Origin of the sequence: Streptomyces sp. NPDC101237 (genome assembly GCF_044767465.1) — a bacterium.
Taxonomy (GTDB): Bacteria; Actinomycetota; Actinomycetes; order Streptomycetales; family Streptomycetaceae; genus Streptomyces; species Streptomyces gramineus.
Window position 1 is genome coordinate 163,107 of record NZ_JBIWNY010000014.1, and the last position, 22,873, is coordinate 185,979.

The following is a 22,873-nucleotide window of genomic DNA, read 5'->3' on the forward strand; positions in this document are numbered from 1 at the left end:
TTGCGGACTGATGAACTGGATTTTCCCATCCACATACTGGGGGGCCCGGCCGCATGCCCCGACAGGCCGAACGCGCTCGTCCGCGCACCGCCCGTGCCGGACCCGTCCGGCGGATCAGGCCGAGGCGGGTGGCGCGCACCTCACCGGCGTGGTCCGGCGGACGGGTCCGGGCGCCCCGGATGCGCCGCGGGCCGGGGTGCGGGCAGGGCGGCGAGTCCGGCCCGCAGGAAGGCCATCGCCGTCTCGATGTCGTGCTCCCGGGGGGTCTGGCACATCACCTCGCACACGACGGCGGCCGCCGCCGCGGCCGCCATGCGCGGGCCGAAGTCGTCCGGCGTCTCGCCGCGCTCCTCGGCGAGGATGCGCGTGCCCTCCTGGATGACCTCCGTCAGCCGGGTGTTGGCGACCGCCTTGACCTGCGGATTGAGTTCGAGCATGCGGTCGTGGAGGTCGTCCAGCTCGCTGTGGTCGGCGGCCTCGGCCCGCAGCCAGTCCTCCAGCGAGTCCACGATCGAATGACCCGCCGCGCGGTCCCTCACGGCCGTGCCCAGCCGGTCGGTGAACGCGTCGAAACGCGAGGTCGCCAGCTCCAGCTTGGACGGGAAGTACAGCGTGACCGTGCGCGGCGAGACCTCCGCGGCCTCGGCGATGTCGGCGATCGTCGTCGCCTCGAAGCCGCGGTCGGCGAACAGCCGGTAGGCGGCTCTGAGGATCGCTTCCCGGCGGCGCGCCTTGGAGCGCTCGCGCAGACCCTCGCTCGTCATGAGCAGCACTTTACCATCGGACGCGTATTTACAGTCAACTGTAAAAATGCCGTACGTTGTTACCGGCCGAGTGGTCGAGGGAGAGGGAAGAGGAACATGGCGTCACGCCTGTACACCTGGGGGCGATGGGCGGTACGCCGTCGCGGCCGGGTCATCGCGGTCTGGGTGCTGCTGCTCGCCGTCGTCGGTGGTCTCGGGATCGCACTGCACGGCAAGGCGACCACCGAGTTCTCGGTGCCCGGGATCGAGTCGCAGCAGGCCCAGGAGCTGCTGAAGAAGGAGTTCCCGCAGGCCTCCGGCGGCGTGGCCCGGGTGGTCTTCGCGGCCCCCGAGGGCGGCCGGCTCACCGCGCCCCGGACCCGGGCGGCCCTGGAGGCGAGCCTCAAGGAGGCCGCCCGGATACCCGGCGTCCTGGACGTCTCCGACCCGATCAGGACCAGGACGGTCGCCGCGGACCTGCGCATCGGCTACGCCGACGTCCGCTTCCGGCAGCAGGCCAGCGACGTGCCGCAGTCGTCCAAGGACGCCCTGGACCGCGCGATGACCAAGGCCCGTCACGCCGGCCTCACCGTCGAGTTCGGCGGCTCGGCCATGGACGTCAAGACGGAGGTCGGCGGACCGGCCGAAGTGGTCGGCGTGGTCGTCGCCTTCGCCGTGCTGGCCCTGGCGCTCGGCTCGCTCGTCGCCGCCGGACTGCCGCTGCTGACCGCCCTGGTGGGCGTCGCCGTCGGCGTCCTCGGCGTGCAGTTCGTCTCGCGCTGGGTCGAGATGACCAGCACCGCCACCGTGCTCGCCCTGATGATCGGCCTGGCCGTGGGCATCGACTACGCCCTGTTCATCATCTCCCGCCACCGCGAGCAACTCGCCGACCCCGACCAGGACATGGCGGACTCGATCGCCCGGGCCGTGGCCACGGCCGGCGGCGCGGTCGTCTTCGCCGGCGCCACCGTGATCATCGCGCTGGCCGCGCTGGCGGTCACCGGTATCCCGTTCCTGACCGTCATGGGCCTGGCCGCGGCCGCGACCGTGCTGCTCGCCGTGCTCGTCGCCGTCAGCCTGGTGCCCGCCGCCCTCAGCCTGTTCGGTGAACGGCTGCGGCCCCGCGCCCACCGCCCCGCGCCCGCCGACGCCCGCCCGCGACGCGAACGCGCCGCCGGCTCCTGGGGCTTGGCGTGGGGCCGGGCCGTCACCCGCAGGCCGCTGCTGGTCCTCCTCGCCGGCACCCTCGGCCTGCTCGCGCTCGCCGTGCCCGCCCGCGACCTGCGCCTCGGCCTGCCCAGCAACGCCTCGCAGCCCGTCGACAGCACCCAGCACAAGAGCTACGACCTGCTGACGGAAGGCTTCGGGCCCGGCTTCAACGCCACCCTGACCGCCGTGGTCGACCTGGACCGGATCCCGGCCGCCGACCGCACGGCCACCGTCACGTCGCTGAGCAGGTCCCTGGCGAGCGACCGCGGAGTGGCGGTCGTCGCCCCGCCGGTCACCAACGCCGACGCCACCCTCGCCGTCGTCGCCGTGGTCCCGAGGACCGGCCCGGACGCGCAGGCGACCACCGACCTCGTGCACCGGCTGCGCGAGAACGCGACCACCGTCCGCAAGGCCGGCGGCACCCTCTACATCGCGGGCACGACGGCCGCCGCGATCGACGTCGCGGGCAAACTGTCCGACGCGCTGCCGCTGTTCGTCGCCATCATCGTGATCCTGGCGCTCCTGCTGCTGACCATCGCCTTCCGGTCCCTGCTGGTCCCGGTCAAGGCCGCCCTCGGCTTCCTGCTGTCGGTCGCCGCCTCGCTGGGCGCCACCGTGTGGGTCTTCCAGGAAGGCCATCTCAACGGCGTGCTCGACATCCCCTCCGCCGGGCCGGTCACCAGCTTCCTGCCGGTCCTGCTCATCGGCGTGCTCTTCGGACTGGCCATGGACTACGAGGTGTTCCTCGTCAGCCGGATGCGGGAGCACCACGAGCACACCGGGGACGCGGCCGAGGCGGTCACGCGGGGGGTGGCCCGCAGCGGCCGGGTGGTGAGCGCCGCCGCCCTGATCATGGTCGCGGTCTTCGGCGGCTTCGTCTTCAACCACGACCCGATCATCAAGTCCATCGGTTTCGCCCTGGCGTTCGGCGTCCTGGTCGACGCGTTCGTGGTCCGCATGACGCTGGTCCCGGCGGTCATGGCCCTGCTGGGCCGCCGCGCCTGGGGCCTGCCCGGCGCGCTCGACCGCATCACCCCGGACGTGGACATCGAGGGCGCCAAGCTGCCGGGTCCCGCCCCGGTCAAGCCGGAGCGCAGGGAGCCTGAGCCGGCCGCCGGCTGACCGGTCCCGGGCCCGGCCGACGACGACGAGCCGCCGGCCGGGCCCGGCCCGGCCCGGCACCCCGCGCCGAGGCGCGCACCCGGCCCGGCTCCGCCCTGCTGCTCCGGCGGAGCCGGCTCGACGTCTTCGAGACCGAGCCGCTCGCCCCGGGCGACCCGCTGCGCTCCCTGCCCAATGTCCTCGTCACTCCGCATCTGGGGTACGTCACCGAGGGCAACTACCGCACCTTCCACACGCAGGCGGTGGAGGACATCGCCGCCTTCCTGGCGGGCGACCCCGTGCGGCGGCTGACACCGACGGCGGGAATCAGCCCGACGGAGTGTTGTAGTTGACGATTCCGTCCACCATCAGGGCGACCGCACCGGCCAGCGGACTGGCCGCCCCCGCGCCGACGACGTCGGGCAGTCGGTGCGCCTCGGCCTCGCCGGCCGCCACCATGCCCCAGAACGCGTTGTAGCCCGAGGGGTCCGCCGGTTTGTCGGCGGCCGCCCCGACCGTGAGGACACCGTCAGCCTCGGTCACCGCGAGCGCCCCCATCTGCCGCAGCGTCTCGGGGTCGCGCTCCTCGGTGGCCACCACACTCCAGCCCGCCGCCTCGGTGTGCCGGACCGCGGCGAGGAGTTGGCCGGCCGTGTCCGGCCCCGTAACAACGATGTCAGGGAGGACGAGCGCCACCGGGCCCCGCGTCATCGGCAGGGCGGACCGGATGGCTCCGTCGAGACCGGGTCCGAACGACTCGTCCTGGAAGACGAACACCATGTGGAAGATCTCCGCATAGCGCGCGAGATGACGCACCGTGTCGAGTTTGTGCTTCCCGAACACCACCACGAGACGGACGTGAAGTCCGCTTTTGACCAGTTCTACGACGGATTCCAGGCTGCGGTCCAGCACGGTGACCCCGGGAGCCAGACAGTGCAGCTCCTTGGGGTAGGGCGCTCCGAAACGCGAGCCGATTCCGGCGCAGGGCAAGATGACCGAGACATCGGGTATGGGCACGGACGAACTATGCATCGAGCAGCTCTCCGGTGGAATTGTCGATCGCGGACCTCGCGCGCCTCGTCGAGGCATGCCGGCGTTCCCTTACACACTGCGCACGGCGCTTATCGGAGAAACATTGGGTTGACCGATCCGTACCACGGCCGCATACCGTGGCGGCCGGTGCGCCGCGTGAATGGCAGCGCCCGAATTCCGGGCGGAAACGGGCCGAAACGCGTGGAAGACACGACGAAGGAGAATGCGGAATGCGGGTGCTGTTGTCCACATACGGGACGCGCGGCGACGTCGAACCGCTGGTGGCCCTCGCGGTGCGGTTGCGGGCGCTCGGCGCCGAGGTGCGGATGTGCGTGCCGCCGGACGAGGAGTTCGCCGCCCGGCTCACGGGCGTCGGGGTGCGGCCGGTCCCGGTCGGGCCGCCGGTGCGGGAGGTGATGCGCGGGGCGGCGCTGCCGTCGGCGGCGGACCTGGCCCGGTACCGGACGGAGATGGTCGGCGCGCAGTTCGACGCGTTCCCGGCGGCCGTCGAGGGATGCGACGCGGTGGTGGCGGCCGGCCTGGCGCAGATCGCCGCGCGGTCGGCGGCGGAGGCGGCGGGCGTCCGCTACGTGTACGTGAGCTATGCGGCGGTCCACCTGCCCTCGCCGCACCACGCGCCGCCGCCGCGGCCGGGCTGGCCGGAGCCGGACCCGGGGGCGGAGAGCAACCGGGCGCTGTGGGAACGGGACGCCCGGAACGTGAACGCGCAGTTCGGCCAGGCGCTCAACGACCGCAGGGCGGCGCTCGGCCTGCCACCGGTGGACGACGTCCGCGGCCACGTCCTCACCGACCGGCCGTGGCTGGCGGCGGACCCGGTCCTCGGAGCGTGGCCGCGGACCCCGGGTCTCGACGTCGTCCAGACGGGCGCGTGGTACCTGCCGGACGACCGTCCGCTCCCGGCCGACCTGACGGCCTTCCTCGACGCGGGCGCGCCGCCGGTCTACGTGGGCTTCGGGAGCATGCGGCCGTCGCCGGGCATCGGCCGCCTGGCCGTCGAGGCGATCCGCGCACAGGGACACCGGGTGCTCGTCTCGCGCGGCTGGGCGGAACTGGACGCGGGCGACGAGCGGGACGACTGCTTCGCCGTCGGCGAGGCCAACCACCAACGCCTGTTCGGCAGGGTGGCCGCCGTGGTGCACCACGGCGGCGCGGGAACGACGTCGACGGCCGCCCGGGCGGGCACACCGCAGGTGGTGATACCGCTCCAGCTGTCGGACAACCCGTACTGGGCGCGCCGGGTGGCCGACCTCGGCGTCGGCGCGGCTCTCGACGGTCCGCCCCCGACCGCGGACTCGCTGGCCGACGCGTTCAGGACGGCCCTGTCGCCGCGGACCCGGGCGCGGGCGAAGGCCCTGGGGGACCGGATCCGCACCGACGGAGCGGAGGCGGCGGCGCGCCTGCTGGCCGAGGCGCTGCGGTAGCCCCGGGCCGGTCAGGGCGAACGGGAGCCCCTGCCGGGGGGAACGGCGGCCGGCCGGGGCTCCCGGCAACCCCGGCCGGGGCGCCTGGCTCGCGCCGGCCGGCTGCTAGCGTGCGGGCGCATGGACGACGGCGTGTACGTGGGCAACGCGGGCAAGGACGCGGCGGTGGACCGGGGGTGGCTGCTCGGGCACTTCAAGGAGCACGGCGATCCCCGGCACAGCGACGCCGTCGAGGTCAAATGGGGCGTCCATCCGCAGGGCGAGCGACGGGTGCAGTGGGTGCGGGGCGAGGTGCGGACGGCCCTGCTGGTGCTCGTCTCGGGCCGCTTCCGGGTGGAGTTCCCCGGCCGGAGCGTCCTGCTGGAGGAACAGGGCGACTACGTCGTCTGGAACGCGGGAGTGGATCACTCGTGGACCGCCGAGCGGGACTCCGTGGTGCTGACCGTGCGCTGGCCCTCCGTGTCGGGATACGCCGCACCGTAGGTGAAAAGCCACAGTCCCGCCCAAAAATTTTCTAAACCGAAGGGTGACGCCTTTTTCGCCCGTGAAAGTTGTGGCGTCGGTCACTGTTGACCGTTTAATCGACACCCACATAACATCGGCGGAAATGAGCCACCACCGGGGTGGCCGGAGAAAACGGACACCTCCTCGATCACTCCTCCGCACGTAGCCGATCAATTCATGGAGTTCCGGCACAGGAAAGGCGGCGGCAGGCCGCATGAAACGCCGCTGAATCCATGATTAATTCGGTCCGGGTCGCCGCGATGCGGCCCGCCGAATTGTATACGAATTCCGGACGGCATGCCGAATGACCGAACACGGCCGTGCCGGGCCCGAGTGCGCACCGAAGTGCGTGAACCATTGATCCTTCGGGAGCAAGGGCGACACATGCCCGCGTTCTCTTCTCGTGAAGGGTAATCCGTGTCTTCCCCACGAATCACCGTCACCCATCACTCGGACAACGGAACACCGCCCGCGCCGCTCTCCCTGGCGCAGGAGCGACTGTGGGTCATGGCGCGCATGGACGGAGACGCCAGTGCCGCCTACAACGAGCCGATGCCCTTCGACATCCGGGGGCCGCTGGACCGTGACCTGCTCATCCGGGCTCTCCATCTGCTCACGGCCCGGCACGAGGCCCTGCGCACCCGGCTGGTGCCCTCCGGCGGGACGGCCCTCCAGGTCGTCGATCCGCCGGACACCGCGTTCCCGGTGACCTTCGAGGACCTGACGGGACGGCCGGACGCGGCCGAACGGTTCGCCCTGATCCGCCGGGAGACGGAAGGCACCCCCTTCCGCCTGGGTGCCGAACCCATGGTCCGCGGCTGCCTGGTCGCACTCGAACCGGACCACCACGTACTGATCCTGACGGCACATCACATCATCTTCGACGGCTGGTCCCGTTCTCTGCTGCTGCGCGAACTGGGCCTCGTCTACGCCGCGCTCCAGCGGGGACAGGACGCGGAACTGCCGGAACTGACCTGGCAGTACAGCGACTACACCCGCTGGCAGTGGGACTGGATGTCCGGGGAGGAGCCCGACGCCCACGCCCGCTACTGGGCCACCGCGCTGGCCGGCGCCCCGGCCGTCGTCCCGCTGCCCACCGACCGCCCCCGCCCGCCCGAACAGGTCTTCCGCGGCGACCGGGTGCCCGTGACGGTGGACGAGGAGCTGACGCGGGCGCTGCGTGAACTCGCCGCGGACAACGATGTCTCGCTGTACGCCACCGTCCTCACCGGCTGGTCGGTGCTGCTCTCCCTGCTCTCCGGCCAGGACGACATCGTGGTCGGCGCCCCCACCTCCAACCGCCGGCGCGGCGACGTCGAGAACCTGATCGGCTTCTTCGTCAACACCCTCGCCCTGCGCGCCGACCTGTCCGGCTCGCCCACCGTCGGCGACGCCCTGCACCAGGTGAACCAGCGGATCCGCGACGCCCTCCGCCACGTCGACCTGCCCTTCGAGCGGGTCGTGGAAGTCGTCAACCCGCCCCGGAGCCCGGCCTTCACGGCCCTGTTCCAGACCATGTTCGCCTGGGTGCCCTCCATGCGCGGGGAACTCGAACTCCCCGGCCTGAACGTCGAACTGCGACAGGACGCGGCCCATGTCCCCGCGAAGTTCGACCTGGTCCTGGCGCTGGCCGACGAGGGCCGGCAGCTCACCGGGGAGATCGACTACGCGGTGGCGCTCTTCGACCGGGCGACCGTCGAGCGGTACATCCGCCAGTTCCTGCGCGTGCTGCGCCTCATGACCGAACGGCCCCAGGCCGAGATCGCCGACCTGACGCTGCTGGACGACGACGCGCGACGCGACCTCCTCGCCACCTTCAGCACCGGGCCCGCCGTGGCCGCGACCGAGCCGCCCGGTCTGCTGGAGCGGTTCGCGGCGCAGGTGCGCGAACGGCCCCGGCAGACCGCCGTGGTGGCCGAGGACACCGAACTGGACTACGCGGCGCTGGACCGCCGCGCCAACCGGCTCGCCGACGCGCTGCTCGCCCGCGGCGCCGGACCCGACACCGTGGTGGGCCTGCACGCCGGGCGCACCGCCGAACTCGTCGTCGGCGTCCTCGGCATCCTCAAGGCCGGAGCCGCCTACCTGCCGCTCGACCCCGACCAGCCTTCCGAACGGCTCACCGCCATGGTCGCCGACGCCGCCCCGCTCCTCGTCCTGACCGACCGGCCGGACCCCTCGGGCGAGGACCGCCCGCTGTGGGCGGACCTGGCGAAGGTCGAAACCGAAGGGACCCGCGACGAGGCGCCGGACACCGGCACGGACCCCACCCGGCTCGCCTACGTCATCTACACCTCGGGATCGACCGGCCGCCCCAAGGGCGTGGCGGTCACCCACGCCAGCGTGATCAACCTCTTCGACCACTGGCACGAGCTGATGGGAGACACCCCCGGCGAGGCCTCCTCGGCCTGGTCGAGCATCGGCTTCGACGCGTCGGTGCACGAACTGCTCCTGCCGCTGACCACCGGCGCGGTGCTCCACATGGTCCCCGACGAACTGCGCGGCGACCCCGCGGCGCTGATGGACTGGCTGCGCGAACACGAGGTCACCCAGGCCTTCCTGCCTCCGTCCTACATCCTGTGGATCGACGAGGACCCGGCCGCGCGACTGGCCGGACTGAGCCTGCGCCGGCTTCTCACCGGAGTCGAGTCCCTGCCCGAACGCGCCCTGCACCGGATGCGCGAGCTGCTGCCCGGCCTGCGCATCTGCTTCGGCTACGGCCCGACCGAGGCCACGCTCTACTCCACCGCCTACACCGACCCGCGGCCCCGCGACCGCTCGTGCCCCATCGGACGGCCGCTGCGCGGCACCCGCCTCTACCTGCTCGACGCCCGCATGCGCCCGGTCCCGGTGGGAGTGCCCGGCGAGGTCTACCTCGGCGGGGCGAGCCTGGCCCGCGGATACCTGAACCGGCCCGACCTCACCGACGAGCGCTTCCTGCCCGACCCGTTCCTGCCCGGCGAACGCGTCTACCGCACCGGCGACCTGGCCCGCTGGCTGCCGGACGGCAACGCCGAGTACGCGGGCCGCGCCGACGACCAGCTCAAGCTGCGCGGCTTCCGCATCGAACCCGGCGAGGTCGAGGCCGCGCTGCTGGCGGTGCCCGGCGTCCGGGAGGCCGTGGTGCTCGCCGACCGCGACACCCCGGGCGGCCCCCACCTGGTGGCCGGCGTGGGATGCGACCCGCAGGCCGCGCGGACGGCGTACGAGTGGCGCACGGCCCTCAAGGACCGCCTGCCGGACTACATGATCCCCGGCGTGGTCGCCGAGTTCGAGCGCCTGCCGCTGAACCGCAGCGGCAAGGTGGACCGGACCGAGGTGCTGCGCGCCGCGGCCGCGTCCCGCTCGGGCCGGGTCAACACGGCCGCGCCCCGCGACCACGTCGAGATGGCGCTCTACCGGATCTGGCGGCAGGTGCTGCTGCACCCAGAGATCGGCATCGGTGACAACTTCTTCGAACTCGGCGGCACGTCCATCTCGGCGATCAAGATGGTGTCCGCCGTCCAGGAACGGCTGGGCGTGACCCTGCCGGTCCGGGAGGTCATGATCCACCCGACCATCGAGGCGCTCGCCGAGCGGGTGCGCGGCAACGGCCCGCGGAGCACGGCGGCCGCCGGACCCGGCAGCCTGGTGGAGTTCCGGGCGGGCGACGGCGACCGGCGCGTGGTGTGCGTGCACCCGGCCGGCGGCACCGCGTTCTGCTACCTGCCGCTCGCCACGCTGCTGCCCGACGACGTCGGCGTGCTGGGACTCCAGGCGCCCGGCATCGACCCGGGCGAGTCCACCCTGCCCGGAGTGGAGGCGATGGCCCGCGCGTACCTGCGGCTCGTCGGCCCCCGCCCGGACGAGACCCTGGTCCTGTGCGGCCTCTCCTACGGCGGCCTGATCGCCTACGAGATGGGCCGCCTGCTGGTCGCGGCCGGGCACCGCCGGGTGAGCGTGGTCCTGCTCGACACCCACGGGGCGCAGGACGCGGAGCAGCAGGCCGCGCTCGTCCCCGTCGGCATGGCGGAGTTCCGGGAGAAACTCGTGCGCTTCAACGGCATGTACCCGGGCATCGACGACGACCAGGTGGCCCGGTACCTGGCCGTCTACAACCACCATCGCGAGACGGCACGCGACTACGCCGTGCCCGATTCGCCGGCCCGCGTCGTGCTGATGCAGGCCACGGCGGTCGAGGACGAGGACGGCGAGGACGGCGAGGAAGCGGCCGGCCGGCTGCGCGCGTTCTGGCGGCAGCGCGTCGGCGGCGACTTCACGGTCGAGCCGGTGGCCTGCGGCCACTGGGACATGCTGGAGAGCGACGAACTGCCGCGCGTCGCCGCCGTCCTGGCCGCCGAACTGGAGCGGCAGGCCGCCGCCCCGGACGGGACCGGGGCCGGCCGCACGACATCCACCGGCAGGTCGGAGGCATGATGGAACCGCGCGTCGAAACTTCCCCCGCCGTCCACGCCGACGACCTGGACGACGCCGCGGGGATCGCCCTCGCGATCCACCGCCGGGCCCTGCGCACCCCGCACGCGGACGCCGTCGCCGACGGCGACGTACGGCTCGACTACGCGACGCTCGACCACACGGCGGCGGCCGTGGCCGAGGCACTGGGCCGCCGGGGCGTGGCTGCCGGACAGGCGGTGGCGGTGGCCCTGCCGCGCTCCTGGCAGCTGGTCTGCGTGATGCTGGGCATTCTGCGTCTCGGCGCGCACGTGGTGCCGCTGGACACCCAGAGCCCCGCCGAGCGCCGCCACTTCGTCCTGCGGGACTCCGAAGCGACCGCCCTGGTGCACGAGACGTCCGAGAGCGCCCCCCAACTCCCGGACGGAGTCCAGGCGTTCGCCGCGCACACCCTGCTGCCCGGACACCCGTCCGCCGAGGCCGCCGCGGGACCGCCGTCCGCTCCCGGGGAGGTGTCCTTCCTCTTCTACACGTCGGGAACGACCGGACGGCCCAAGGGCGTCGAGGTCCGCGACGCCGGAATCATCCGGCTGGCCCGCCCCGGCTACCTGCGGGTCGAGCCCGGCCTGCGCTACGCGTGCCTGGCGAACCCGGCGTTCGACGCCCTGAGCTTCGAGGTCTGGGCACCCCTGCTGACCGGCGGCTGCTGCGTCGTCCTGCGCGACGAGGACGTGCAGGACCCCGAACGGCTCGCCGCGGCGCTGCGCCGCGAGCGCGTGGACACCGTCTTCATCACCACCGCGCTCTTCAACGCGACGGTCACCGCCGTACCGGACTGCTTCGCCGCGGCCGGTGAGGTCCTGGTGGGCGGAGAGCAGCTCGACCCGCGTGTGATGCGGCGCTGGTACCGCGACAACGCCGGCAGCGACACCCGTCTGTTCAACATCTACGGGCCGACGGAGTCCAGCACCTTCGCTCTGTGCCATCCGATCCCACGGGACTTCGACGGCGAGGTCGTGCCCATCGGCCGCCCCCTGCCGCGGACCGGTGCCGTCCTCGTCGTACCGGACCGGGAACGGGTCGCCGCACCCGGGGAGGTCGCCGAACTCCTGCTCAGCGGGGACGGACTGGCGCGCGGGTACCGCAACCTCCCCGAGGAGACCGGGCGGCGGTTCGTGCGCCTCGGCTGGCTCGACGGCGGACGGGAGCGGTACTACCGCACCGGAGACCTCGTACGGGCCGACGACGAGGGCCGGTTGGAGTACGTCGGGCGGACCGACCGGCAGGTCAAGGTCCGTGGCTTCAGGATCGAACCGGGCGAGGTGGAACGGCAGGTCCTCGCCCACCCAGCGGTCCGGCGCGCCCACGTGTGCACGCGCCGCGCGGGCCAGGACGGCCCCAACGAACTGCTGGCGTTCGTCGTCCTGCGACAGGAGCTGTCCTACGAGGAGTTCGACGGCCATCTCGCGGCCCGGCTGCCCGTCTACATGCGCCCGCACCAGATCCATCTCGTGGCGGAGCTGCCGCTCAACGCCAACGGCAAGGTCGACCAGGCCGCGCTGCTGCGGGGGGCCGGCCTGCCCTGGCGGCCTGCCGACTCCGGCGGACCCGCCCCCACGGACACGGAGCGCGCGGTCGTCGAGCTGGCCGAGGAGATCCTGGGCACCACCGGACTCGGACCCCGCGACCGGTGGATCGCCTGCGGCGGCGACTCGCTGAAGGCGCTGCGGTTCCGGTTCGCCGTACGGCAGCGGTTCGGCCGCGAACTCGCGCAGACGACCGTGCTCCACGGCGACCTGGCCGCCGTAGCCAAGGCCGTCGCCACGGCCGGCCCCGGCGAGTCGGACGCCTGCCCGGCACCGGTGGTGGCCGGCGCCCGTTCGGCGCCCGCCACCAGCGAGCAGCAGCGGCTGTGGCTCCTGCAGCGCCGCACGCCGGACTCCCGGGCGTACTCCGTCCACCAGGCCTTCCGCGTCGACGGCCCCGTCGACGCCGCCGCCCTGCGGCGGGCGCTGCGGACCCTGGTGACACGCCACGCGGCCCTGCGGACCGCCTTCACCTCCGAGCGGCACGGGCTCCGCCAGACGACCGGCGACCCGTACGACCCCTGGCACGAGCCCGACCCGCGGAGCGCCTGGACCGAGGAAGAGGCGCGACACTTCGCCGAGACGTTCTTCGGCGAGCCCTTCGACCTCGCCGTCCCCCGCATGCTCCGGGCCTGCTGGCTGCCCAGGGACGGCGGCGGCACCCTGCTGCTGCACCTGCACCACATCGCCGTCGACGGCTGGTCGCTGGGCATCCTGCTGCGGGACCTGTCCGCCGCCTACGCCGGGACCGCCGACCCCGGCACCGACCCGGACGCGCCGGCCCCCGCTCCCACCCCGCTCGACTTCGCCGCCTGGCAGTCCGGCTGGTTCGAGAGCGCGGCCTACCGGACGCAGCGCGACGAACTCCTCGCCCACTACGACGCCCTGGAGGAGCCGCAGGAACCCCTGCCCGACCAGGACGCCGGACCCGCGCCGCGGGCGCGTCTGCTGCACACCTCCCTCGACGTGGTGCGCCGCGCCCGGATCGACCGGCTCTGCGCCGAGTTCGGGCTGACCCGCTTCCAACTGCTGCTGAGCGTGTTCTCCTGGAGCCTGTACGGCGTGACCGGCCTGGTCCGCCCACGTGTCGCCGCCCCGGTCGCCAACCGTCCGGTACGCGAGTTCGAGGACAGCGTGGGCATGATGGCGAACACCGTGCTGCTCCCGCTGGAGGTGGCGCCCGGCGCGGACCTGCGCGCCCACCTCGCCCGCGCGCAGACCGCCACCGGGCAGGTGCTGCGCCGCCAGGACGTGGCGCTCGCGGACGTCCTGACCGGCCGGCGGACCGGCGGCGACGGCACCCCGTTCGACCTCCTGTTCGTCCTGGAGAACACCGACTTCGGGGCGCTGCGGCTGCCCGGCTGCGAGCAGCGCCCGCTGTGGTGGGCCGCGCCGGAGGCCAAGTGCCCGATGACCGTCTCCGTCGTCGAGCACCCCGACGGCCTGGATCTGCTGTGGGAGTACGCCGAGGACCGGTTCACCGGCGAGGCCGTCGACGCGATGGCCGAACTCTTCCGGCGAGGCGTGGACGCGCTCGCCTCCGGCGGCACCACCACCGTGCGGGAACTGGTCGCGCCGTACCGGCAGTCCCTGCCGGAGCACGGGCGCGGGCCCGCACCTGAACCGGGCTTCGGCACCGTCGCCGAGGGCTTCGCACGACAGGTCGCCCGCACCCCGGACGCCCCCGCCGTGCACACGGCCGACGGACGCACCCTGACGTACGCGACACTCGACGCCCGCGCCGCGGCCCTCGCCGCCGAACTGGCCGGCCGCTACCCGATCCCGGCCGACGGCGGCCCCTGCCGAGCGGCCCTGTACCTGGACCCGTCCGCCGAGCACGTGGTGGCCCTGCTGGCGCTGGCGCGGCTGAACGTCACCGCCGTCCCGCTCGACCCCTCCTACCCGGTCGAAACGCTGCGCCGCGTCCTGGACCGGGTCGACCCGCTGTGCGTCCTGGTCGCGCGCGACGGCACACCGGTCCCGGACGCGCTGCTCCCCGACGGCGTGGCACGGCACCTCGTCGCCCCGGTCGACCCGGCACCGCACACGGACGCCGGCGACGGTCCTGCGGGCGCGCCGTACGGCGGACCCGCGCACGACGGCGCCCGGCCCCTGTACACGCTGTTCACCTCGGGCTCCACCGGAGTGCCCAAGGGCGTCCAGATCTCCGACCGCACGCTGTGCGACCTGATCCGCTGGCAGTCCGGCCCCGGCGGCCTGGGCGCCCCCGCGGTCACCCAGCAGTTCTCCATGCTGGCCTTCGACGTGTCCTTCCAGGAGATCTTCGGGACGCTGTGCACCGGCGGCAGCCTCCAGCTCGTACGCCCCGAATGGCGCACGGACGTCCCCACGCTCCTGGACCGACTGGAGTCCACGGGCACCGAGCGGATCTTCATGCCCTACGTGGCCCTGCACCTGCTCGCCGAGTACGCGGTCCGTCTCGGCCGGTACCCCGCCCGGCTGCGCGAGGTCGTCACCGCGGGCGAGCAGCTGGTGTGCACCGACAGCATCCGGCGCTGGTTCGCCGGACTGCCCGGCGCCCGCCTGTTCAACCACTACGGCCCCACCGAGACACACGTGGTCAGCGCCCTGTGCCTGGAGGGCGACCCCTGGCAGTGGCCCGAACGGCCCGCCGTCGGACGCCCGGTGGCCGGCGCCGACCTGCGGGTCGTGGACGCCGAGGGCGACCCGGTGCCGCCCCGGTGCACCGGCGAACTGCTCATCGGCGGCACCATGGTGACCCGCTGCTACCTCGGCGAACCCGCCCTGAACGAGGCCCGTTTCGTCGAGGTGCCCGGTGCCGGTCCGTTCTACCGCAGCGGCGACCGGGCGTGGTTCGACGACGCGGGACTGCTGCACTACGCGGGCCGTGACGACCAGCAGATCAAGATCAGCGGGCACCGGCTGGAACTCGGCTCCGTCGAGGCGGTCCTGCTGCGCCACCCGGGGGTCGTCAACGCCGTCGTCGCCCGGGACGGCGACCGGCTGACGGCCTGTCTGGAGATCCGCGGCGAGGCACCGTCCGCCGACGACCTGAGCGCGCACCTGTCGGCGTCGCTGCCCTCCTACGTCCGGGTGGACCGCTTCCGCAGACTGCCCGCGCTGCCCCGCACCCCCAGCGGCAAGCTGGACCGGCAGGCGGCGCTGCGGGCGGCGGGCGAGGAGATACCCCGTGCGGCCCGCGCCCGCAGCGGAGGAACGGCCGCGGAGGAGCGGCTCGCCGCGGCCTTCGAGGAGGTCACCGGACGGACGATCGAACCGGACCGGACCTTCTTCGAGGCGGGTGCCTCCAGCCTCGACCTCATGCGCTTCCACCTGCGCTGCACCACGGCACTCGGCCTGCGCTTCGGCGTCGCAGACCTGTTCGAGCACGTCACGGTCCGCGCCCTGGCCCGCCACCTCGCCGCCGACACCGACACCGACCCCGGCCCGCGGACACCCGCGGTGCCGGCCGCGGCGGACGACGGTGTCCCGGAGCCCGGCGAGCCGATCGCCGTCGTCGGGATGGCGGTGCGCGTGCCCGGCGCCCCTGACCTCGCGGCCTTCTGGGACCTGGTGGTCTCCGGCGGCACCGGCATCCGCCGCGTCGACGCCCCGGAGGGCGTCGTCGGCGCCCACAGCACGCTCGACTCGATGCTCGGCTTCGACCCGGGCCACTTCGGCATCAGCCCGCAGGAAGCGCGCCTGATGGACCCGCAGCAGCGGCACCTGCTGATGGCCTGCGCGCAGGCACTGGCACACGCCGGGATCGCGGACACGTCGGCCGGGCGCGTGGGCCTGGTGGCCGGCGCCGGGGAGAGCACGTACTTCCAGTCCCTGCTGCGCGAGGCGGACCCCGGCCGGCTGCCCGACGGCTTCGAGCTGGCCCTGCACCACGAGAAGGACTTCTTGGCCACCAAGGCGGCCTACCACCTCGGGCTGACCGGTCCCGCCCTCAGCGCCCAGACGGCGTGCTCCAGTTCGCTGGTCGCCGTGCACCTGGCGGCCGGACTGCTCCGCCAGGGCGAGGCCGACGCGATGCTCGCCGGGGGAGTGCTCGTCGACCCGGGCCTGACCGGCGGCTACCGCTACCGGCCGCAGCACATCTTCTCCGCGGACGGCGACTGCCGCCCCTTCAGTGACGACGCGACCGGGACGGTCGGCGCCAGCGGCGTCGGCGTCGTGGTGCTCAAGACGCTGCGCAGGGCGCGGCGCGACGGCGACACCGTCTACGGGCTCGTGACGGGCTCCGCGATCAACAACGACGGCTCGGCGAAGATGAGTTACACCGCGCCGTCGCTCGCCGGACAGCGCGAGGTGATCCGCACCGCCCTGGCCCGCGCCGGACGCACGGGCGCCGACGTCGGCTACGTGGAGGCGCACGGCACCGGAACCCGGCTCGGCGACCCGATCGAAGTCGCCGCGCTCCGGCAGGCGTTCGACGTCGGCGAGTCCGGCCGGTGCGCGCTCGGCTCCGTCAAGAGCCAGCTCGGCCACATGGGCGCCGCCGCGGGCGTGGTGGGCCTCGTGCGGGCCGTCCTCGCCGTGCACCACGGGACCGTCCCGCCGCACCTCAACTTCCGTGCCTTCAACCCGGAGATCGGCCCCGACCCGACCCCCTTCCACATCCCCGTCGAGGCCGTGCCCTGGCCCGCCGGACGTGAACGGGTGGCCGCGGTGAGCAGTTTCGGGATCGGCGGCACCAACGCCCACGTCGTCGTGGAACAGGACACCGGCGCGGGCGCCGCCGGTACCGCCGGGACCGGCGCGGTGCCGATGTGCCTGGTGCTGTCCGCCTCCAGCGCGGACGCCCTCGCCGCGGACGCGGCCCGGATAGCCGACCATCTCCGGCTCAGGCCCGGCCACTTCGACTCCGTGCTGCGCCACCTGCAGGCCGGCCGGCCTGCCCGGCGGCTGCGGGCCGCGGCTCCCGTCGCGGACGCGGCCGCCGCCGAACGCTGGCTGCGCGCGGTCGCCGCGGGAGAGGTCCCGCACGGGAGCGCGGACCCGGACGCCGTGCCGGTGCCCGCCGCCGGCCGCACGGCCGACGAGCTCGCCGCGGCGTGGACCGCCGGAAGGACCGTCGTCTGGGAGCACGGCCCCGCCCCGGCACCCTGGGACTTCCCGCCCCCGTCCTTCGCGCTCGCGGACTACGACTTCGAGCGCGCCTCCGAGGCCGCGGCCCGCCACCCCCGCCGGCTGGCCCGTGCCGACTGGCTGCATCAGCCGCACTGGGTCCGGCTGCGCCGCGCCGCGGCCGTGGCCGGCGCCGGGCCGCGGGACCGCGCGCCCCTCGTGGTGGTCGTGGCCTCCGAGACCACGCCCCGCACCGCCCTCCAGCCGTTCGAAGCCATGGCCGCCCGGGTCGTACGGGTGCACCCGGCGAGCGCCTTCGCCCGCAGGGGACCCGACGTCTTCGACGCCGACCCGGCCGACCCGGCCTCGCTGAGCCTGCTCCTCGACGCGCTGTCGGCGGCCGGCCCGGACGACGTCCTGGCCGACGCTGAGTGGATCCACGCGCTGCCCCTGGAGGTGACGGGAGAGGTCGGACCCGGCACGCTCGCGGACGCCCGCCACTCCTGCCTGGACACCACCGCCGCACTCGCGCGGGCGCTGTCCGGGCGGACCGGGACGCCGCGCGTGTGGTGGCTGTCGTACGACGCCCGGCCGGTGGCCGGCACCGTCGGCAGGCCCGAACTGGCGCTGCTGGCAGGGCCGGTGGAGGTCGCGCCCCAGGAGACCGCCCTGCACGGCCACTGGCTGGACCTGCCCGACGGCGACCTCGCCCGCTGGGCCGGACAGGTGGCCGCGGCCGTCGCCGACGCCCGCCGGGCCGCACACGCCGGCGGCCCCGTCCCGCCCCGGCAGCTCGCGCTGCGGGAGGGCTTCTGGTGGCGGCCGGGCACCACGCCGGTGCCGGTGCCGTCCGGCACGGAACCCCTGGTCCCGCAGGGCGCGGACACGGTGCACCTGGTGCTGGGCGGCACCGGCGGCATAGGTTCCGCCGTCGCCGCCTGGCTGCTGGAGCACACCGGCGGCCGGGTCCTGCTGCTGTCGAGGAACCCGCGCCTGCCCGCGGACCTGGACCGCTGGGCCGACCGCGTCGGACTCGTCCCGGCGGACCTTGCGGCGCTGTCCGCGGACGAGGTGGCGGCGGCCGTCGCCGCGCACACCGCACGGCTGGACGGGGTGATCCACGCGGCCGGTCTCGGATTCGGCCAACTGCTCGTCCGGCGCGACGCCACCGCCATGCGCGACGCCGCCAGGTCCCGGGAGCGGGGCGCACTCGTGGTGGAGCGCCTGATCGAGACCTTCCGCCCGGCGCTCGCGGTCTACTGCTCCTCGATGTCCGGCGTGCTCGGCGGCATCGGCCAGAGCGACTACGCGGCCGGCGCGGCGCTCCTCGACGCCTTCGCCCACCACCGCGCCGGTACGACGGAGACGACCGTCCGGATCGGCATCGACTGGGACATCTGGAGCGAGACGGGGATGGCGACCCGCGTCGCGGACGCGGACAGCCGCCACCGGGCCCACCTGGCGGTCGGTCTGACCGTCGAGGACGGCAAGGCGGTCTTCGCCCAGGCCCTGGCCCTGCAACTGCCCCAGCTCCTGGTCTCCACCACCGACCTGGAGGCCTCCCGAGCCTTCTACGCCCCCGCCGCCGGCGGCCCGCCGCAGCAGGCCGTCCCGCGGTCCGGGCCCGCGCACCGGTCGGACGGCGCGCAGGGCGTCCGGGAACCGGACGGGGCCGGGGGACGGGCGGACGCCATGGCCCGCGTGATCCAGGACCTGCTGGGCGTGGACGCCCTGGACCCGGACGACTCGCTGTACGACCTCGGCGCCGACTCGCTGACCCTGATCAGCCTGATCGCCACGATCGAGGAGGACTACGGGATCGAGTTCGACCTGGGCTCCTTCAGCCACCGCGTCAGCCTCACCGAGATCCTCAAGCACATCGAGGCCGCCCTCGCCGCGGAGCCCGCCGAAGCCGGGACCGCCGCCACCCCGGTGGTCCTCGACGTCTGGCAGGAGGGAACCGGCCGGGACGTCCTGTGCCTGGTCCATCCGGTGGGCGGCGACATCCAGGCCTACCGGTCCCTGGTGGCGGAACTCGGGCCGGCGCCGACCGTGTGCCTCATCGCCGATCCTGCACTCCGCGACGCCGCGACGCCCGCCTGGTCGCTGGCCGAACGGGCCCGCCACTACGACACGGCTCTCCGCGACCGCTTCGACGGCACCGGTCACCGGCTCCACCTGGCCGGATGGTCCTTCGGCGCGCGGGTCGCGATGGAGATGGCCGCCCTGGCGGAGTCGGACGGACGGCCGCCCGCGACGCTCCACCTGCTGGACCCGCCCCCGCCGCGGGCCGACGCGCTGGTCGCCGGCTACGACGAGACCCACCTGGAGAAGGTGTTCGCCGCCGAACTCGGCGCCGGTGCCTCCTCGGTGGAGGCGGAGCACGCCCAGGCGTACGCGGAGCGGCTGGCCCGCTGCTGCCGGGCGAACCTGCGCAGCCTGGGCGAGCACCGGGTACGGCCGCTCGCCTCCGTGCCCACCCACCTGTGGCTCGCCGGACGGCCCACGGCGGGGCTGCCCGCGGCCGGTGACCCAGGGGAGACGGACCGGCAGTGGAGCGCCGTGCTGCCCCCTTCCGCGGTACGCCGGTCCCTGCCCACCGATCACTACGGCATGGTCGCGGCACCGCAGGTGCGCACGGTGGCCGGGGCCATCACGGCCGCGCTGGCGCGGCCGGCGGCGACCGGCGGCCGGGCCGCCCCGCCGTCGACCACGTGACCATCGCCGGACCGCCGCACCCCGGCCCGCAACCCCACCCCTTCTGGAGGACGCCATGGAGTCATACGAACGCGACGCGCTGGAAGCGGTGACCACGCGTCCCGCGCGCCCCTACCGCACGCTCACGGTCGACCGGATCACCCCCGTGCTGGGCGCGGAGGTCTCGGGCGTCGACCTGTCGAAGGAGCTCTCGGCGGAGCAACTGGACGAGATCCGCACGGCGTTCCTCGACCACCACGTCCTGGTCTTCCGCGACCAGACGATCACCACCGAGGACCACAAGCGCTTCGCCGGCGCCTTCGGTGAGCTGCGGCCCGTGAACCCGCCGCCGCCCGAGGGCGACCCGTGCGTCCTGGAGATCCGCACGACGTCGGCCGCGGCGGACGTGGCGGGCAACGGCTGGCACGCCGACGGCACCGCCGACGCCGAACCGTCCCTGGGGTCGATGCTCTACATCACCGAGATCCCCGAGCCGGGCTGCGGCGGCGACACCCTCTTCGCCAACATGCACCTGGCCTACGAGATGCTCTCCCCGGCGATGCGCTCCCTGCTGGACCCGCTCACCGCCGTGCACGACGGCGCCCAGGCGCTGGCCGGATACACCCCGCCGGCGGACTACGTCATCCCGAAGAGCGAGCACCCGCTCGTCGCCCGGCACCCCGAGACCGACCGCAGGCTGCTCTACGTCAACAGGGCCTACACCAGCCGCGTCCCGCAGCTCTCCGCCCAGGAGAGCCGGGCCCTGCTCGACATGCTCTTCGACATGATCGCCTGCCGGCCGGTCCTGCACTGCCGGGTCCGCTGGACCCCGGGCACCCTCGTCTTCTGGGACAACCGGTGCGTCCAGCACCACGCGACGTACGACTACTACCCCTTCGCCCGCTACGGGCAGCGCGTCGCCATCGACGGCGGTCCCGTCAAGGGCTGACGGCACGCCCGTCCCACGGGACGCCCCCGCGACGGACGTCCGCGGTCGCGAGCATACGGCCGACGGCGACGATTCGGTCAACAATGCGCCGAACTTGCCCTGAATGCGACTTGGTCGGCAGAACCGACACTCCCTGGGGCGGCCGATTCCGGCCGCCCCAGGAGCGTGCGTCGTCCGAGGTCACACGGCGTGTCCTCGCTCGCGGGGGCAACTGACGCCCGCCGTCCGCCTGTTGACCCAGTTTCAAATCTTGAGCACAAATTCCACACGGCCCTCTCTTCAGACGGCTCTTGATGGTCTAGATTGACCGTGCTTCGCATGCTGGGACACTAGGCGACAAATGATGATCTATGGGTCCGGCGATGCAGACGGCCACAAGCCGAGACTCTGCGGCCGGACGTGGGGGTGATCAACTCCGGTGTCCTGATCAGTACGTCGGGTGCGGGGAGCACCCGGTGATCTGACCGTATGCAAGTCCGTCGCGCCATGGGCGGGTTCGTCGAAAAGCGCTGAAGTAGCCGGGATGTCGTACGCGGAGGGCGGGGGCCGTCCGCGGGAGGAACAGCGCGGCGCGGGAAGCCGGGGGGCATCCCGGGGCGGATGCGTGCGGGAGGCGGGGGCCTCCCGGGGGGAGGAACCGTGTCAGGGCACCATGTCGAACCACTGGGGACCGGGGGGTTTCTGTGCGGCAGGGGGGACTAGTCGGCCCTTTTCCGCCGGCGCGCGAGCGTCTGGCGAACGGGGGATTCAGCAGGCCGGCGATCGAGTGGGAACAGCGGTACCGACGTACCGTGATCATCAGCGACACCGTGGCCACCGCCTTCGTGGTGGCGGGGATCGGGGAGTTCTTCGGGGCCCGGGACGCGGCCAACTGGCATGAGAAATGGGGGATTCTGGCCTTCGGCACCGAACTGCTGGTGCTGGCGGCACTCGTGGTGGGCCGGTCGTGGGCGCCCGCCGTCCTCGGCCAGGGCGCCGAGGAGTTCCGGCGGCTGGGACGCGCGCTGTTCGCGGCGACCGTCGTCCTGGCGCTCGGCGGGATCGCGCTGACCTCACGCAACATCAAGCTCTGGATCTTCGTGGCGATCCCCGCGATCGGGCTCGTCACCATGACCGCGCGGTACGTGCTCCGTCTCTGCCTGCACAGCCGGCGCAAGGACGGCCGCTGCCTGAGACCGGTGCTGGCCGCGGGCAGCCCGGCCACCGTGGGCGACCTGATCACCCGGACCCGCAAGTACCCGCACATCGGCTGGCGGGTGGAGGCGGTGTGCACGACGGACGGCCGCGGGACCGAGGGCGACGAGCTGGACGGAGTGCCGGTCGTCGGCCGGCTGACGGACGTCGCCAAGCACGTGCGCCACGACGGCTACCGGGTCGTCGCGGTCACGCCCGACCCGCACTGGACGCCGGAGCGGTTACAACGGCTGGCCTGGAACCTCGAAGGCAGCGACGCCGAGATGGTCGTGGCACCGGTGCTGATGGAGGTGGCCGGACCACGGCTGCACGTCGACGCGGTGCTCGGGATCCCGCTGCTGCGGGTCAGCCTCCCGACGTTCACCGGAGGCCGCAGGGCGATCAAGGAAGTCGTCGACCGGGTGGGCGCGGCGCTGCTGCTGATGCTGTTCGCGCCGCTGATGGTGGTCGTCGCGCTGCTCGTGCTGGCGGACAGCCGGGGCGGCGCCTTCTACCGCCAGCGCCGGGTCGGCAAGGGCGGCCGGGAGTTCACGATCCTCAAGTTCCGCACCATGGTCACCGGGGCGCACAAGGCGCGCGCCGAGCTGGCCGACCGCAACGAGGGCGCGGGGCTGCTGTTCAAACTCCGCCGGGACCCACGGGTGACCCGGGTCGGCGCGGTGCTGCGCCGGTACTCCATCGACGAACTCCCGCAGCTCTTCAACGTCCTCACCGGAGCGATGTCGCTCGTGGGACCGCGACCGCCGCTGCCGGAGGAGTGCGCCGCCTACGGCCCCGACATCCGGCGCCGGCTGCTGGTCAAGCCCGGTCTCACCGGCCTGTGGCAGATCAGCGGGCGCAGCGACCTGCCGTGGGAGGAGGCGGTCCGCCTCGACCTGCGCTACGTGGAGGACTGGTCGCTCGCCCTCGACACGGTGATCTTGTGGAAGACGATGCGCGCGGTGCTCCACGGGCAGGGGGCCTACTGAT

The 22,873-nt window shown here is 73.7% G+C and carries 9 protein-coding genes and 1 pseudogene; 8 read left to right on the plus strand and 2 right to left on the minus strand.

Annotated features, from left to right (window positions below; translation table 11 throughout):
* Positions 1-140 precede the first annotated feature (140 nt).
* Positions 141-764 carry a TetR/AcrR family transcriptional regulator gene (locus tag ACIRQ9_RS22715; RefSeq protein WP_404176231.1) on the minus strand — a complete coding sequence of 208 codons (624 nt, stop codon included), beginning with the start codon at positions 762-764 and terminating at the stop codon, positions 141-143.
* Positions 765-860: 96 nt separating this feature from the next.
* Here ACIRQ9_RS22715 and ACIRQ9_RS22720 point away from each other — a divergent pair, with 96 nt between their 5' ends.
* Together ACIRQ9_RS22720 and ACIRQ9_RS22725 are read left to right on the plus strand one after the other, a co-directional pair.
* Entirely contained in the window at positions 861-3,074 is a 2,214-nt protein-coding gene (locus ACIRQ9_RS22720; RefSeq protein ID WP_404176234.1) for an MMPL family transporter, read from the plus strand.
* Between the two features lie 116 nt (positions 3,075-3,190).
* Positions 3,191-3,406: pseudogene (locus ACIRQ9_RS22725) on the plus strand (NAD(P)-dependent oxidoreductase); the annotation flags it as partial.
* Here the strand turns inward: ACIRQ9_RS22725 and ACIRQ9_RS22730 are convergent.
* Positions 3,381-4,070 carry an NTP transferase domain-containing protein gene (locus ACIRQ9_RS22730; RefSeq protein ID WP_404176237.1) on the minus strand — a complete coding sequence of 230 codons (690 nt, stop codon included), beginning with the start codon at positions 4,068-4,070 and terminating at the stop codon, positions 3,381-3,383. The pseudogene ACIRQ9_RS22725 and the gene ACIRQ9_RS22730 sit on opposite strands and share 26 nt — an antisense overlap.
* A gap of 245 nt (positions 4,071-4,315) precedes the next feature.
* Here ACIRQ9_RS22730 and ACIRQ9_RS22735 point away from each other — a divergent pair, with 245 nt between their 5' ends.
* The 6 genes from ACIRQ9_RS22735 to ACIRQ9_RS22760 all read left to right on the plus strand — a co-directional run bounded on the left by ACIRQ9_RS22735 (position 4,316) and on the right by ACIRQ9_RS22760 (position 22,872).
* A complete protein-coding gene (locus ACIRQ9_RS22735) occupies positions 4,316-5,527 on the plus strand; it encodes a glycosyltransferase (protein ID WP_404176240.1) in 1,212 nt (403 codons plus the stop codon).
* Positions 5,528-5,647: 120 nt separating this feature from the next.
* Complete coding sequence (locus tag ACIRQ9_RS22740; RefSeq protein WP_404176243.1) at positions 5,648-6,010, plus strand: signal peptidase I; 363 nt, start codon at positions 5,648-5,650, stop codon at positions 6,008-6,010.
* Between the two features lie 438 nt (positions 6,011-6,448).
* Positions 6,449-10,447 carry an amino acid adenylation domain-containing protein gene (locus tag ACIRQ9_RS22745; protein ID WP_404176246.1) on the plus strand — a complete coding sequence of 1,333 codons (3,999 nt, stop codon included), beginning with the start codon at positions 6,449-6,451 and terminating at the stop codon, positions 10,445-10,447.
* Positions 10,444-19,782: an amino acid adenylation domain-containing protein gene (locus ACIRQ9_RS22750; protein ID WP_404176249.1), complete on the plus strand. Its 9,339-nt coding sequence runs from the start codon at positions 10,444-10,446 to the stop codon at positions 19,780-19,782. The genes ACIRQ9_RS22745 and ACIRQ9_RS22750 overlap by 4 nt, the downstream gene beginning before the upstream one ends.
* A gap of 55 nt (positions 19,783-19,837) precedes the next feature.
* Entirely contained in the window at positions 19,838-20,710 is an 873-nt protein-coding gene (locus ACIRQ9_RS22755) for a TauD/TfdA dioxygenase family protein (RefSeq protein WP_404176252.1), read from the plus strand.
* Between the two features lie 683 nt (positions 20,711-21,393).
* Positions 21,394-22,872: a sugar transferase gene (locus ACIRQ9_RS22760; RefSeq protein ID WP_404176254.1), complete on the plus strand. Its 1,479-nt coding sequence runs from the start codon at positions 21,394-21,396 to the stop codon at positions 22,870-22,872.
* The last annotated feature ends 1 nt before the right edge of the window (position 22,873 follow it).

Excerpts from the sequence above, each read along its gene's own strand:
- ACIRQ9_RS22735 (WP_404176240.1), top strand. The coding sequence starts at position 4,316 with ATGCGGGTGCTGTTGTCCACATACGGGACGCGCGGCGACGTCGAACCG.
- ACIRQ9_RS22755 (WP_404176252.1), top strand. The coding sequence starts at position 19,838 with ATGGAGTCATACGAACGCGACGCGCTGGAAGCGGTGACCACGCGTCCC.
- ACIRQ9_RS22750 (WP_404176249.1), top strand. The coding sequence starts at position 10,444 with ATGATGGAACCGCGCGTCGAAACTTCCCCCGCCGTCCACGCCGACGAC.
- ACIRQ9_RS22740 (WP_404176243.1), top strand. The coding sequence starts at position 5,648 with ATGGACGACGGCGTGTACGTGGGCAACGCGGGCAAGGACGCGGCGGTG.
- ACIRQ9_RS22720 (WP_404176234.1), top strand. The coding sequence starts at position 861 with ATGGCGTCACGCCTGTACACCTGGGGGCGATGGGCGGTACGCCGTCGC.
- ACIRQ9_RS22715 (WP_404176231.1), bottom strand. The coding sequence starts at position 764 with ATGACGAGCGAGGGTCTGCGCGAGCGCTCCAAGGCGCGCCGCCGGGAA.